The sequence below is a fragment of the Streptacidiphilus sp. MAP12-20 genome (genome assembly GCF_041262525.1).
Lineage (GTDB): Bacteria > Actinomycetota > Actinomycetes > Streptomycetales > Streptomycetaceae > Streptacidiphilus.
This window is the reverse complement of the sequence record NZ_JBGCCK010000002.1, coordinates 394,145-408,753: the sequence shown is the minus strand read 5'-3', so window position 1 is coordinate 408,753 and position 14,609 is coordinate 394,145. Positions and strand designations below refer to the sequence as shown.

At 73.2% G+C, this 14,609-nt stretch carries 11 protein-coding genes and 1 riboswitch; of the genes, 7 read left to right on the top strand and 4 right to left on the bottom strand.

What is annotated here, in order from left to right; translation table 11 throughout:
* Positions 1-34: 34 nt before the first annotated feature.
* From ABIA32_RS04080 to ABIA32_RS04065, 4 genes are all read right to left on the bottom strand, one after another.
* Positions 35-1,540 (bottom strand): cobyric acid synthase, encoded by a 1,506-nt coding sequence (locus tag ABIA32_RS04080; protein WP_370092389.1) that lies wholly within the window; start codon positions 1,538-1,540, stop codon positions 35-37.
* Positions 1,537-2,472, bottom strand: a complete 936-nt coding sequence (locus tag ABIA32_RS04075; protein ID WP_370092388.1) for a cobalamin biosynthesis protein — start codon at positions 2,470-2,472, stop codon at positions 1,537-1,539. The genes ABIA32_RS04080 and ABIA32_RS04075 overlap by 4 nt, the downstream gene beginning before the upstream one ends.
* Positions 2,473-2,505: 33 nt before the next feature.
* Positions 2,506-2,699: riboswitch (cobalamin riboswitch) on the bottom strand.
* Positions 2,700-2,737: 38 nt separating this feature from the next.
* Entirely contained in the window at positions 2,738-2,893 is a 156-nt protein-coding gene (locus ABIA32_RS04070) for a hypothetical protein (protein WP_370092387.1), read from the bottom strand.
* A gap of 266 nt (positions 2,894-3,159) precedes the next feature.
* Complete coding sequence (locus ABIA32_RS04065; RefSeq protein WP_370092386.1) at positions 3,160-4,560, bottom strand: NAD(P)/FAD-dependent oxidoreductase; 1,401 nt, start codon at positions 4,558-4,560, stop codon at positions 3,160-3,162.
* A 216-nt stretch (positions 4,561-4,776) separates the two neighbouring features.
* On the opposite strand from ABIA32_RS04065, the gene ABIA32_RS04060 reads away from it, so the two are divergent.
* The 7 genes from ABIA32_RS04060 (at position 4,777) to ABIA32_RS04030 (ending at position 14,434) form a co-directional block, all read left to right on the top strand.
* A complete protein-coding gene (locus ABIA32_RS04060; protein ID WP_370092385.1) occupies positions 4,777-5,895 on the top strand; it encodes an alpha/beta hydrolase family protein in 1,119 nt (372 codons plus the stop codon).
* A gap of 393 nt (positions 5,896-6,288) precedes the next feature.
* Positions 6,289-7,686: a hypothetical protein gene (locus ABIA32_RS04055; RefSeq protein WP_370092384.1), complete on the top strand. Its 1,398-nt coding sequence runs from the start codon at positions 6,289-6,291 to the stop codon at positions 7,684-7,686.
* Between the two features lie 47 nt (positions 7,687-7,733).
* A complete protein-coding gene (locus tag ABIA32_RS04050; protein WP_370092383.1) occupies positions 7,734-9,206 on the top strand; it encodes a glutamine synthetase in 1,473 nt (490 codons plus the stop codon).
* Positions 9,206-10,336: an amidohydrolase family protein gene (locus tag ABIA32_RS04045; RefSeq protein WP_370092382.1), complete on the top strand. Its 1,131-nt coding sequence runs from the start codon at positions 9,206-9,208 to the stop codon at positions 10,334-10,336. The genes ABIA32_RS04050 and ABIA32_RS04045 overlap by 1 nt, the downstream gene beginning before the upstream one ends.
* 259 nt (positions 10,337-10,595) lie before the next feature.
* Positions 10,596-13,082, top strand: a complete 2,487-nt coding sequence (locus ABIA32_RS04040) for a glycosyl hydrolase (protein ID WP_370092380.1) — start codon at positions 10,596-10,598, stop codon at positions 13,080-13,082.
* A gap of 154 nt (positions 13,083-13,236) precedes the next feature.
* Complete coding sequence (locus tag ABIA32_RS04035; protein ID WP_370092379.1) at positions 13,237-13,884, top strand: NAD(P)-dependent oxidoreductase; 648 nt, start codon at positions 13,237-13,239, stop codon at positions 13,882-13,884.
* Between the two features lie 61 nt (positions 13,885-13,945).
* Entirely contained in the window at positions 13,946-14,434 is a 489-nt protein-coding gene (locus tag ABIA32_RS04030) for a MarR family winged helix-turn-helix transcriptional regulator (protein WP_370092378.1), read from the top strand.
* Positions 14,435-14,609 lie beyond the last annotated feature (175 nt).

Here is a 14,609-nt window from a genome sequence, read left to right as displayed (position 1 = left end):
GTCTTGCTTGATGGTGCGAAATGAAGGTGGTCGGTCACGGCGCGCCCGGCGGCACGAAGGGCAGGTCGCGCGGGGCGCCGCCCTCGATCAGCCGCCACAGGGCGTCGGTGTCCGCGTGCTGCTCGATCAGGTCGCCGAGCCGGTCCAGCCGCTCCTCGCGGGCGGCGGAGAAGCAGGTGTCGGGCGAGGGGACGAAGTCCCGTCCGCTCACCGCCGCGACCTCGCGCAGGAAGGCGCGGCGGAAGCCGTCGTTCTCCAGCGCGCCGTGCCAGGTCGTGCCCCAGACCGCGCCCTCGCGGCAGCCGTCGAGCCACGGCTCGCCGCCGTCGACGGTCGCGACGCCGTGGTGGATCTCGTAGCCGTGCACGGTCTCGCCGTAGGCGGTGCCGATCGGCCGGGCCAGCGTCTTCTCCTTGGCGAAGCGGATCCGCACCGGCAGCAGCCCCAGCCCCGGGACGTCCCCGGCCCGAGACTCGACCTCGTCGGTGATGGTCCGGGCCAGCATCTGGTACCCGCCGCAGACGCCGAGGGTCGGCAGTCCGCGCTCGGCGCGGGCACGCAGCGGGGCCTCCAGGCCGCGCTCGCGCAACCAGGCCAGGTCCGCCACGGTGGCCCGGGTGCCGGGCAGCACGACCAGGTCGGCGTCGGCCAGCTCCTCCGGGCGCGTCACCCAGCGCACCAGCACGCCGGGCTCCTGGGCGAGCGCGTCGATGTCGGTGAAGTTCGACAGGCGCGGCAGGCGGACGACCGAGACGCGCAGCACGTCCGAGCCGAGCGGCGGACCCGCGTCGCCGCGCGCGAGGACGCTGGCGAGATCGAGCGAGTCCTCCGCGTCCAGCCAGAGTCCCGGCAGCATCGGCAGCACGCCCAGCGACGGACGGTGTGTCAGCCGGTACAGCATGTCCAGTCCAGGCTGGAGCAGCCGCACGTCGCCACGGAACTTGTTGACGATCCACCCGCCGATGTGCGCCTGGTCCTCGGCGGAGAGCAGGGCCAGCGTCCCGAACATGGAGGCGAAGACGCCGCCCCGGTCGATGTCGCCGACCACCACGACCGGCAGGTCGGCGGCGACGGCGAGGCCCATGTTGGCGATGTCCCGGTCCCGCAGGTTGATCTCCGCGGGGGAGCCGGCGCCCTCGCAGATCACGACGTCGTGGCTGCTGCGCAGCTCGGCCAGGCAGTCGAGGGCGATCCGCAGCAGCGCGGGCTTGCGCTCGCGGTAGTCGAGCGCGCCGACCTCGGCGACCGGCTTGCCCAGCACCACGACCTGGCTGCGGCCGTCCGCGCCCGGCTTGAGCAGCACCGGGTTCATCGCCGCCGCGGGCTCGACGCCCGCGGCTGCTGCCTGCATGGCCTGCGCGCGGCCGATCTCGGCGCCGTCGAGGGTCACGAAGGAGTTCAGCGACATGTTCTGCGCCTTGAACGGCGCGACCTTGACGCCCTGTCGGGCCAGCCACCGGCAGATCCCTGCGGTCACCACGCTCTTGCCCGCGTCCGAGGTCGTCCCGGCGACCAGCAGTGCGCCTGTTGCGGCGTTCATCCGCGCGTCCCCCTCATCCATGCCACCGTCACCGTCGCCACCAGCGCGAGCGCGCCGACCCGGCGCGACAGCCGGCACGCGCGCTCCACGTCCGCGACCGCGACCGGCCGCAGTCCGGCACCGAGCACCGGACGGTGCTCCACCCTGTCCCCGTAGCTGAGCGTGCCCCCGAGCCGGACGCCCAACGCCCCTGCGAACGCCGCCTCCGCGTGCCCGGCGTTCGGGCTCGGGTGCGCGCCCGCGTCCCGGCGCCAGACGCGCCAGGTGCGCCCCCGATCCTCGCTGGCAGCGACGGTGAGCAGCGCGGTCAGCCGCGCGCCGGGCCAGCCGGCGACGTCGTCCAGCCGCGCCGAGGCCCAGCCGAAGCGCAGCAGCCGCGGCGAGCGGTGGCCGACCATCGCGTCCAGGGTGTTGACGGCCCGAAAGGCGAGCAGCCCCGGCGCGCCCGCGAGCGCGCCCCAGACGAGCGCGTTGACGACGGCGTCCGCGGTGTTCTCGCCGACCGATTCGACCACAGCGCGAGCGATTTCGCTCTCACTGAGCGAACGCGGATCACGACCGCACAGATGCGGCAAACGCTCACGCGCCGCGTCGATGTCGCCGCGCTCCAGCGCACGCCCGATCACGCGCGCCTCCCGCACCAGCGACGCGCCCCCGAGCACGGCCCACGCGGACGCGGCGGCGAGGGCTGCCTGCCCGGCGGGGGAGCGGCGTGCGGCGCGCTGCGCGAGAACTGCCCCTGCGGTGACGGTGCCGACGGCGACGAGCGTGTACGCGGCCCCGGCGCCCCGGTGGTCCCGGTAGAGCCGGCGCTCCAGCGCGGCGGCGAAGCGCCCGAAGCCCGCTACGGGATGACCACGTCGGGGATCGCCGAATACGGCGTCGGCGGCGTAGCCCACCGCGGCCCCGAACGCGAAGGCGCTGCTGCACACCGGTGCGTGTCCTCACTCAGGGTCCGCGCCCTGGATCGACGAACCGGAGGCGAGAGTCTCCTGGCTTCCGGATCGACACACCTGCGGGCCTTCCAGCGGCGTTTCGCTGCCGTGGCCGTCGTTCGCAGGTGCTCCCCGGTGACAGTGGCGGGACCGCGCCGGATTCGCACCGGCTTCCTCTGCTTGCCTCCGTTTGGCGTAAAGATCCCACCATGTCGCCGGAGGCAGCGTCAACCGGCGACTCCGGCGGCGAGGGTGGCGATGGTCACGGACGTTGCTGCTTCAGCAGCTCCACGGTCTTCTGCACCACCTGATCGGCGGGGCTGACGGGAGGACGGAGGACGTGGTCCTCGAACCAGGAGAGACCAAGGATGACGATCAGTCCCAGCGGGGCGACAAGCAGGCACAGGAGGACAGACATGGGCACCCCAAGGTGTCGAATGCTGCGGCCTGGACGGACCCCGATCCGTCCTTCCACAAGCGTCCGACACACCTGACACTTCCGCACGTCGAGCCGCGCTCAGCTTCTCGGCAGGGCCTCAGCCAGGCAACGCCTCAGGGGCGCGAGGAACTGCGCGACAAGCCACCCCGCGTGGTGAGTCCCCGAGCGAGCAGGGCCATCCGCACAGGGTGGTTGTTCGCGCAGTTCCTCGCGCCCCTAGTGTGCTGCAACCTCGGGTGGTGCCTTCAGTGACGGCCGGAGATCACGTCGGCGACGCGTGCCACGGGTGAGGTGCTCGCGCGGCCGGAAAGCTCCTGCCGATCGGCAAAGTGGTACGCCGCGTACATCCCGTGGACGCCGATCCAGCGGAAGGGTTCCGGCTCCCAGCGGCGCACCCTGTGGTTGACCCACGGCAGGTCCGTCAGCTGCGAGGACTCGCCCAGCACCAGGTCACGCAGCGTCCGCGCGGCCAGGTTCGTCGTGGTCACGCCGCTGCCCACGTAGCCGCCGGCCCAGCCCAGGCCCGACGCGCGGTCCAGGGCCACCGTCGAGCACCAGTCGCGCGGCACGCCCAGCACACCCGACCAGGCGTGGTCCACGGTCACGCCCCGCGCCGCCGGGAAGAACCGGGTCAGGATCTCCGTCAGCTGCTCGATCGTCTTCGCCGCCGTCGAGCCGTCGTTGTCCGTCCGTGAGCCGAAGCGGTACGGCACGCCGCGCCCGCCCAGCGCGATCCGGTCGTCCGCCGTCCGCTGCGCGTACATGTACGCGTGCGCGAAGTCGCCCAGCGTTTCGCGGCCTTCCCAGCCGACGGAGTCCCAGAACGAGGCCGGCAACGGTGCGGTGACGATCATCGAGGAGTTCATCGGCAGCCACGAGCGCTTCTCGCCGCGCAGGTTCGCCGTGAAGCCCTCCGTGCAGCGCAGCACGTACCGCGCCGAGACGGTCCCGTGCGGGGTGACCGCGCGCGCCGGGGCGGTGCCCGTCGCCGGGAGGATCTCGGTCACCGTCGTCTGCTCGTAGATCTCCACGCCCAGCCGCTCTGCGGCCTCCGCGAGCCCGCGGACCAGCTTCGCGGGCTGGATCCGCGCGCCGTGCGGGGTCCAACTGCCGCCCAGCACACCGGAGACGGCGATCCGCGCCGACGCCTCGGCGGCGGTCAGCCGCTGGACCTCCTTCTCGCCGTAGGCGTGCTCGCCCGCGACGAAGGCGTCCAGCCGCTCGACCTGCGCGGGGGTGTAGGCGACCTCCAGCACGCCGCCCTTGACCTGGTCGGCCTCGATGTCCTCGGCGGCGCAGACGCGCAGCACCTCGTCCACCGAGTCGTTCATCGCCTGCTGCATCGCGACCGCGCGCGCCTTGCCGTAGTGCTTGGCGAAGACGCCGCGCCCGGCGAAGCCGTTGTAGAGCCAGCCGCCGTTGCGGCCGGAGGCGCCGTAGCCGCAGAAGCGCTGCTCAAGCACCGCGATGCGCAGCGAAGGGTCCGCCTGCTTGAGGTAGTAGGCCGTCCACAGCCCCGTGTAGCCGCCGCCGACGACGGCGACGTCGACCTCCGTCGAACCGTCGAGTGGTGAGCGGGGGTCGGGGAGGCCGATGGCGGAGTACCAGAACGAGACACCGCCGTTGGCGGTGGCGGACGTGCCCACAGGAGACCTGCTTCCATGCTCGGACGTGCTCGGTGCGGGCACGCTATCCGCGGCCGGGAGCTGCGGCAATGCACACAGTGTCAGGCCGCGACCCCGATTTCCGGACACTTCGTCGACTCCCGGCGCCACATGCGTCCCGTTCGGCCGCGCACCGGTGGCGGCGGGCTGCAGCGGGTACTTGCATGGAGAGAACGTAGGACCGAGCAGGGGAGCGACATGCGTTGGGGCAAGGCAGCCGCCGTGGCCACCGTCTCCGCCGTAGGCGCGGGGGCGGTCGTGCTGGTGGCGGGGCGGGTGGTCTCCGAGATCTCGATCCGGTCCGGCGGAGCCGCTCCCGCTTCGGTCGGCGGGCTCAGGGTCCACTCCGTCGCACCGGGACTGGTCGAACTGACCCGCGCCCCGGAGACCCAGCGGCCCGGCCGCTGGGCGCTGGAGTGGGGGACGGACGGCCACGTCGTGGTCGGCGACGTCGTCTCCACGACCGCGCAGACCGTCGTCAGGGTCGTCGAGCCCGGCGGCTCCGCGCCGCCCGCGCCCGGGGAGACGGTGGTGCTCACGCCATGGGTCCTGCGCGGCGACCCGAAGTCGGCGCTCGGGCTCGACTACTCCGAGACGACGGTGCGCGGCGAGCTCGGCCCTATGCCCGCGTGGTACGTCTCCGGTCTACGCGACCCGTGGGTCATCGCGGTGCACGGCGCGGGCGCGGACCGCGGCCAGGTGCTGCCGCTGTTGCCGGTCTTCCAGCACTTCAAGATGCCGGTGCTGAGCGTCAGCTACCGCAACGACGCGGGCGCGCCGCCCTCGCCGGACGGGATCGGCCACTTCGGCGAGACCGAGTGGCGTGACGTGGAGGCGGCGATCCGGCTGGCCGTGGACTCCGGCGCGAGCCGCGTGCTGCTCTACGGCTGGGGCATCGGCGCGACGATGGCCCTGCAGGCGGCGGAGCGGTCCGCGTGGCGGGAGACGGTTCGGGGGCTGGTGCTGGACTCGCCGGTCCTGGACTGGCGCGCCACGGTCCGCCGCCAGGCGACCCGCCGCGGCGTCCCGCAGGCCCTCGCCGAGCTCGGGATGCGCGCGGCGGAGGGCCGCGCGGGCGTCGACACGGCGGCCTTCGACCAGCTGGCCTCGGGCGACGGCCTCTCCGTCCCGACGCTCCTGCTGCACAGCCCGGACGACACGGTGGCTCCGATCGCCCCGGTCCGCGGGCTGGCTTCCCGTCGGGACGACCTCGTCCTCTTCAGGGAGTTCCCGGGCACGGAGCACGAGGCGTTGTGGAACGCCGACCCCCACGGCTACGAAGACCTCCTCCGGAGGTTCCTGACACCTTTGCTTTGAAGGCGCAAGGCCCCTGCAGACGAGGAAGTTGCACCACCTCCAGGGGCGCGAGGAACTGCGCGACAAGCCACCCACGTAGCTGGTAGGCCGAACGGTCAGGGCCATCCGCACAGGGTGGTGTCTCGCGCAGTTCCTCGCGCCCCTGGAGGGTGCAACCACGGGCGGGAGGGCACCTTGCCGCTGTGACCTCTCGCGCCCACGCGGCGGAGCCGCAATTCGGCCGAGTCCCGCGCCCCTGGGCAGTGCAACCTCGTCTCATCAGTTACCTCACGGCACAGCTGACCTGCGCCACGCCTGAGGATGTGACAAGTTGCCGTATGACGGGGAAGACTGCACCGCGTGACGTCCCGGAATCCGCGCGACCGTGATGCCCCTGCCGCCCCTGCTGCCCGCGTGTCCAGGCTGCCCCGTCCCAAGGGACAGCCGCGCCGCACGCCCCCCGCCGACCTGCCCGGGTTGGGTCGCCTCGCCCCGCCGGCGAGGCGCCTGCTCGCGGACGCGGTGCGGATCGCCCGCTGGGCGGGCGAGCTGCCGGCCGTGGACCGCCGGGGCGACCTTCTGCCCGCCGACGCCGAAGCCGCCGCCAAGGCCCTCGCGCTGACCTTCGACCAGGCCGTCGCGGCGTGGGAGCGGGCCAGGCTGACCGGCCTGATCGAGCTGCGCGGCGGCGGCGCGGGCCCCGGCTGGCGGCTGCACGCCTGGGAGCACGACGACGAGGCGGTGCTGCGCGGCTGGGCGGCGCTCTTCGACGCCTGGACGCTGCTGGTCTCCGTGCCCGACCGCGCGCTGACCCAGCTCGCCGGGCAGGCGGTGGACCACGCGCCGCAGCTCCTCTCCTTCCTGCACCTCGTGGCCGGTCCCGTCGCCGAGCCTGAGCTGCTGGAGCTGCTGCGTCGCGGCATGGAGGAGCAGTGGCACGCCGGCCTGCACCCGACCCTCGGCTCGCCGGTCCCGCACGCGGCGCTCGCCGTCTCCGCCGTCCGCGCCGACGCGCGGGACGCCCGCGCGGACGCCGCGCTGCCGCCGACCCCGGCCGAGATCGCGGCCGTGCTGCGCTGGATGCTGGACGGCTTCGCCGCCGTCGGCGCCCTGGTCCGCAGACCCGCAGCCGACGACGGCACGGCAGACGGCGCAGCCGGCGAGGAGTCCGTCGAGCTGACGCCGCTGGGCCACTGGGCCGTGCGCGCCAAGCTGGAGGAGATCTGCACCGTCGCGCAGACCGCCGCCGGGCACATCGAACAGTCCGCCTTCGAACTGCTGGCCGCCTGCGCCGGCTACTCGCCGGGACCGGCCCGCGCCGAGTACCGCGCCTGGCTGGCCGCCCGTCAGGTGGATCGCGCCGTCACCGACCTGCTCGACGTCGCCCGCGGCGAGGACGCCCTGCTGCGCGGTCTCGCCTTCGAGGCGCTGCGCGTCGCCGGGCATCCGGCGGAGCCCGCCGTGCGGCACGTCCTGGACGAGCCCATGCTGCGCCCCTACGCCCTGCTCTGGCTCGCCGAGCAGAGCGACGAGGGCGTTCTCCCCGCGGACGTGCTGGACCGGCAGGACGCCGCCTGGCTCTGGGTGGACACCGGTGCGGCCGTGCTGGAGCACGGCGACACCGGGATGCTGGTCCGCCACGTCCAGGGCGCGGCCGACGGCGACCCCGCGCGCCTCTTCGCCCTGGCCCGCCAGGTCGGCCACCCGCGTGCCGGGCATGTCCTGGCAGCCGTGGCGTCCGCGCACCCCGATCCTGGAGTGGCGCGCGCCGCCCGGCGCAGCGCGTTCAGCGTGCACGACGGCGGAGCCTGACGGCCCGCCGACAGTCGCAACAGCCGAGGACCCACGAGGGAGGTCCGGTGGACGAGCAGGAGCCGCAGGCGCGGGACGAGGCCCGCGCCGAGGCGCGGCTCACGGCCGCCCGGCTGAGCGGCGAGGGTGTCGTGGCCGTCGCGCTGACCTGGGTGGACAACGCCGGGATCGCCCGCGTCAAGGGCGTCCCGCTGCGCCGCCTGGCGGAGGCCGCGGTCGAGGGGATCGGCATGTCGCCGGTCTTCGACGTGTTCCTGGTCGACGACGCGATCACCACCAGCCGCTACCTCGGCGGTCCCGACGGCGACCTGCGGCTCTTCCCCGCGCTGGACCGCGCGGTGCCGCTCGCCGCGCAGCCGGGCTGGGCCTTCGCCCCGGCGGATCGCTTCCGGCAGGACGGCGAGCCGCACGCGGCCTGCCAGCGGCACTTCGCCAAGTCGATGGCCGAGCGGGCGGCGGCGCGCGGGATCACCTTCCGCGCCGCCTTCGAGACCGAGTGGATCGTGCAGCGCGCCGAGGACGGCAGCTATCCCAGCCAGGGCCCCGCCTACGGCCTGCAGCGGCTCACCGACCTCTCCGACTACCTTCGGGACCTGCTGCTCGCCCTGGAGGCCCAGGGCCTGACGGTGCAGCAGCTGCACCCCGAGTACGCGCCCGGCCAGTTCGAGGTGTCCGTCGCGGCGACGGACCCGGTGGCCGCCGCCGACGACGCGGTCCTCGTCCGCGCCACGGTCCGCGCCGTCTCCGCCCAGCACGGCCTGCGGGCCTCCTTCGCCCCCGCTTTCGAGCCCGGCGGCGTCGGCAACGGCGGCCACCTGCACCTCAGCGCCTGGCGCGAGGGGCGCAACCTGCTGGCCGATCCGGGGCACGCCGCGTCCGGTGAACCGTGGCGTGACGTCCGGGCGGGGGAGCAGGGGTCGGCCGCCGGCGGGTCCGCGCACGGGGTCCCCGCGGCCGCAGCAGGTCACCGCGGCGCACCCCAGGCGGTGAATCCGGGCGACCCCGACGGCGAGGCGTTCCTGGCCGGCGTCCTCGCCGAGCTGCCCGCGCTGCTGGCGCTCGGCGCGCCCGGCGTCGCCAGCTACCTGCGGCTGGTGCCCTCCCGCTGGGCGGGGGCGTACCAGTGCTGGGGCGTGGAGAACCGTGAGGCCGCGCTGCGGCTGATCCAGGGCCCCGACGCGGCGGCCAACGTCGAGGTCAAGTGCTTCGACCAGGCCGCCAACCCCTACCTCGCCGTCGGCGGCGTCATCGCGGCGGGTCTGGCGGGCATCGACGCGAAGGCCCGGCTCCCCGAGCCGGTCCAGGGCGACCCGGCCCAGCTGCCGCCGTCGCGTCAGCCCCGCCGCCTGCCGACCGACCTCGACCAGGCGCTCACTGCCTTCCGTGGCTCCACGGTGCTGCGCGACGCGCTCGGCGACGTGCTCTTCGAGGCCGTCGCCGCTGTCCGTGCGGCGGAGCAGGCCACGCTGGGCGGAAGGTCCGCCGAGGACGTCATCGCCGCCACCCGCTGGCGCTACTGATGCCCGCGACGCCCGGCGCGGCGCCGCCGCTCGTCGACCAGCACTGCCACAGCGTCGTCGCCTCCGAGCTGTCGTCGTCCGCGTTCGCCTCGCTGCTCACCGAGTCCGACCGGCCTCCCGCGCCCGGCGCCACGCCCTGGGACGGCGCCCTCGGGCTCGCCGTACGGCGGTGGTGCGCGCCGGAGTTGGACCTGCCCGCCTTCGCGTCGCCCGAGGCGTATCTGGAGCGCCGCCGCGAGCTCGGCGCGGCCGAGGCCACTAGACGGCTGCTGCGCCGCTCCGGCCTGGCCGCCTGCCTGGTGGACACCGGGCTCACCGAAGCCGCGGGTGTCCCCCTGCTGACGCCGGACGAGCTCGGCGGCCTGGCCGGGGCGGACGTGCACGAGATCGTGCGGATCGAGCGCGTCGCCGAGCTGGCGACGCCGGGGACCACGGCAGCGGGCTGGTCGGACGCGGTCCGCAGCGCGCTGCGGCGTGCGACGCGGCACGCGGTCGGGCTCAAGTCCGTCATCGCCTACCGCCACGGTCTGGACTTCGACCCGGCCCGCCCGTCCGCCGCCGAGACCACGCGTGCGGCGGGGGAGTACCTGGACGAAGGCGGCGGCCGACTGCGTCACCCGGTGCTGCTGCGCCAACTGCTCTGGGAGGCGCTGGAGCTGGGCCTGCCGCTGCAACTCCACACCGGCTTCGGCGATCCTGACCTCACCCTGCACCGGACCGACCCGTCGCTGCTCACCGACTTCGTCCGCGCCGCCGAGCCGCTCGGTACACCGCTCGTCCTGCTGCACGGCTGGCCCTACCACCGCCAGGCCGCCTGGCTGGCCCAGGCCTTCCCGACCGTCCACTGCGACCTCGGGCTCGCGCTGGGCCATGTCGGCACCGGGGCACGCCGTGTGCTGGCCGAGACGCTCGAACTCGCGCCCTTCCACAAGCTGCTCTTCTCGACCGACGCCTACGGCCTGCCCGAGCTCTACCGGGTCGGCGCGGCCGCGTTCACCGACGCGCTCGACTCCTGGCTTGCCGAGGCCGTGCCGGTGCCCGCCGAGGCGGCCCGCATCGCTGGGCTCATCGGCGGCGGAAACGCCCAAAAGCTGTACAAACTACCTGCTGTTGACTCTGTGTCGCGCTGACACGAGTCGATACTCATGTGGCGTCGTAACAGTTGGGTAAACGCTGTGCCATGGCACTAGCTGCCACCCTCCCCAGTGTGGTCAAGTCACTCGCGGCCTGTACCTGACGGTCGTGCACGCAGTGACACATCCGGTGTTCACCCACACACTCGGGGAGGACCTGTTGACAAGCCCGCACCGTGGCAGTCGGCGTCTCGTACTCATAGCCACCGCAATCGCCGCAGCCGGCGGACTGGTGGCCACAACTCCCGCTGTCGGCATGCCGATCCACCACCGCCACGCGAAGAGCGGTGGCATGCGCGCGATGGTCAGCACCGGCGGTGGCGACGGCTCCACCGGGGAGTCAGACTCCATAGCCGAGGGCGCCGACCAGCGCGCCGAGGAGCGTCAGTCCCCTGGCATCGTCGCACCGGGCGCCTACGGCGCAGCCTGGGCCTCCATGCAGAACCTCCAGCGCACCGGCGGAGACTGGCGGCACGTCACCAAGCTGCCGTACAACTCGGACGACCCGCGCTACCGCGACTACAACTCCAACTCCACGGCCGGCATGGGCCTGGTGACCGGCCGCACGGCCGCCGTCGTCGCGGACGACCAGGGCAACGTCTACGCCGGCACCGCCGGTGGCGGCGTCTGGCGCTCCAGCACCAACGGCGGCCAGTGGAAGTCGATCAGCGACCAGCTCTCCGCGCAGGCCACGGGCTCGCTCGCGCTGGACGGCAAGGGCCGCCTCTGGCTCGGCACCGGCGAGGCCAACACCAACGCCGACGCCTACCTCGGCAGCGGCGTCTACATGCTCGACGACCCCGCCCACAGCCGCTTCTCGCCGCACAACCGCATCGGCGGCGACGAGCTGCAGAGCACCAGCATCCACGCCCTGCGCTTCAGTGGCGACAGGGTCTACGCGGCCACCACCGAGGGCCTCTGGTCGCACTCGACCACGCACCTGAGCGGCCCCTGGACGCTGGAGTTCGCGCCGAGCCCCGACTACCTGCCCGGCCACCCGCTCGCGAGCGACCCGAGCGCGGCCTACAAGAACATCGTCAGCGACATCGCCTTCGACCCGGCCGACCCGAGCCGCATGGTCGTCGCTGCGGGCTGGCGCTCCGGCGGCACGTACAACGGCTACTACACCAAGGTCGGCGGCAGTTGGCAGCTGCTGACCTCGATGGGCGACCTGCCCACCGACGCCGCCGATGTCGGCACCGTCACCTTCGCGCCCTCGGCCGACCACCAGCGCTACTACGCCGTCGTGCAGTCCCCGGCCTCGCTGGCCGCGGGCGGCGGCCTGGGCGGCATCTACGTCTCCAAGAGCGGGTCGCCGTTCGGTCCGTGGACCCTGGTCGCGAACAAGGCCAAGCTGGCCGGCTCCGGTTCGGTGCTGGACAACCCCGGCGGGCAGTCCTGGTACGACGAGTCGCTGACCGTGGACCCGAACAACCACGACCACGTCTACGCCGGCCTGGAGGAGGTCTTCGAGTCCGCCGACGGCGGCGCCACCTGGACCACCCCCGGCCCGTACTGGAACTTCCCGCTCGCCTGCTGGAGCCTGGACCCGCTCGCCCAGAGCGGCACCTGCCCGCAGACCACGCACCCGGACCAGCACGGTCTCGCGGTCGGCAGCTACAAGGGCCAGAGCTACGTCTTCGCGGCCAACGACGGCGGCGTCTACCGCCGTCCGGTCAACGGCGCGGCCAACTCGCTGGGCCACGCGACGGACTGGGCCTCGCTGAACGACGGCACCATCGACTCGCTGCAGTTCTACTCGGTCGGCGTCGGCAACGAGCCCGCCGGCAAGGGCGTCGTGGTCACCGGTGGTCTGCAGGACAACGGCCAGTCGGTGCTGCGGGGTTACGGCTCCAAGAGCGTCGACACGGTGATGGGCTCCAACTTCGGCGGCGACGGCGGCATGACGCTGACCGACCCGGCGAACGGCTGCAACCAGGCCCAGGAGTACGTCTACCTGGAGATCAACGTCACCCAGAACTGCGCGGTCAACAACGGCCTCACCGCTCCGACCACGTACGACGTGCCGCCGCCGGACAACGCGACCTCCTCGGCGCGCTTCATCGCGCCGTTCACGGCCGACCTCAAGAACCCGAACACCTGGGTGGCCGGCGGCCGCAACGTCTGGGTGCAGAACCAGGGTTACGCGATCCGCGCGTCCAGCGCCTGGACCAGCGCCTACGACCTGGGCGCGGGCCACGTCTCGACCGCGGTCGCCTCCTCGGGCGGCAAGGTCTACGCGGCCTGGTGCGGCCCGTGCAACTCGCAGGGCTTCACCCACGGCGTGGCGGTCGGCAACGCGGACGGCACCGGCTGGTCGCAGCTGACCCTGCCGGCGGGCATGCCGAACCGCTACATCAGCGACGTGAAGATCGACCCGGCCGACAGCTCGCACGTCTACCTGTCGTTCAGCGGCTTCTCGCGGCAGTGGAACGAGGGCCCCGGCGCGGGCTTCGGCCACATCTTCGAGAGCCACGACTCGGGCGCGACCTGGACGGACATCTCCGCGAACCTGCCGGACGTCCCCGTCGACTCGCTGGCGCTCACCCCGGCCGGCGGCCTGCTGGTCGGCACCGACCTCGGCGCGGTCTACCGGGCGCCGGGCCGCACCGACTTCAAGGCGATCGGCGAGCTGCCTGCCGTCTCCGTCGACCAGATCCTGCTCGGCCCGGACGGCCGGGTCTACGCGGCGACGCACGGTCGCGGGATCCTCAGCATCGAGCTGACGGAGCTGGGCCGCTAAAGCACGACCCGGGACGCGCCGGACATGTTCAGACGGACATGTTCGGCGCGTCCCCTCTTTTGGCTTACCGAGGAATATTCTCTGACCAGTCAGATGTTTTCATGGGTGCAAGGCGGTAACCCCGCTCTCCCGCACGCATGGAAGAGGCACTCTCATGGCCAAGATCGCCGTCATCGGAGCCAAGGGCAACATCGGCAGCCGCATCGTGGCTGAGGCTCTGTCCCGTGGCCACCAGGTCACAGCCGTGGTCCGCGACCCCTCGAGCTGGATCTCCCCCGAGGGCGTCACCGTCGTCGCCGGCGACGTGCTGGACCCGGCCTCCGTCGCGAAGGTCGCGGTCGGCGAAGACGTGCTGGTCAGCGCGGTGGGCGGGGGCGACGGCCCGGGTCACGAGGCCACCATCGAGCCCGCTGCCCGCTCGCTCGTCGAGGCCCTGCGCGGTCTCGGCGCGAACGCGCCGCGCCTGATCGCCGTCGGCGGCGCCGGCAGCCTCGAGGTCGCGCCCGGCGTCAAGGTCTGGGACACCCCCGGCCTCCCCGAGTGGCTGTTGCAGATCATGCACGCCCACGGCGACGCCCAGGCCTTCTACAACACCGTCGACGACGTGACCTGGACCGTCCTCAGCCCCGCCACCACGATCGAGCCCGGCGAGCGCACGGGTGCTTACCGCACGGGCACGGAGCAGCTGGTGGTGGACGCCGAGGGCAAGAGCCACATCACGGCGGAGGACTACGCGGTGGCGCTGGTCGACGAGATCGAGAAGCCCGCGCACGTCGGACGCCGTTTCACGGTCGGCCGATAGCCCATGTGGGCTACCCCGGGCGGGTAACGTGTGAATGATCCCCTGGGGAAGGAGCCGTGAGATGACCGCTGTCGGCATAGAGACCGCCGCCGAGGCCGTCGCCGACGAACGAGTGCAGGCCTTCGGCGTGCTGCTGACGGCAGCGGCCCGGCTGGAGCGCCTGCTCGGCGCGGCGATGGAGCGGGAGAGCGGCATCTCGCACCCGATGTTCGAGGTCCTGTTGCGCCTGGCGGCCGCGCCGGAGGGCGCGACGATGGGCGACCTCTCCCGCGACGCCGTCCTGACCAGCGGCGGAGCCACCCGCCTGGTCGACCGCATGGTGGACCAGGGACTGGTCCAGCGCGAACGGTCCCGGTCCGACCGCCGGATCCAGGTGGTCACCATTTCCGCACTCGGCGCGTCCAAGCTGGCGGAGGCGGCGCGGAGGCATGCGCAGGCGATCGACGAGCATGTCTTTCAGGTCCTCACGCCGGAACAGCTGACGGCGACGATCGAGGGCCTGGACGAACTGGGCCGCCACGCGCTGGAGGCACTGCCGCCTCTTGGCTGATCAGGGTCAGTTGCACCATCAGGGGCGCGGGGAACTGCGCGACAAACCACCCACCCACGTGGCAGGCCGAACGGACAGGGCCATCCGCACTCGGTGGTTTCTCGCGCAGTTCCTCGCGCCCCTGAGGTGGCGCCAGGTCATTAGTCCTGAGCAAGAGGCGTCCAAGGCCCGTATT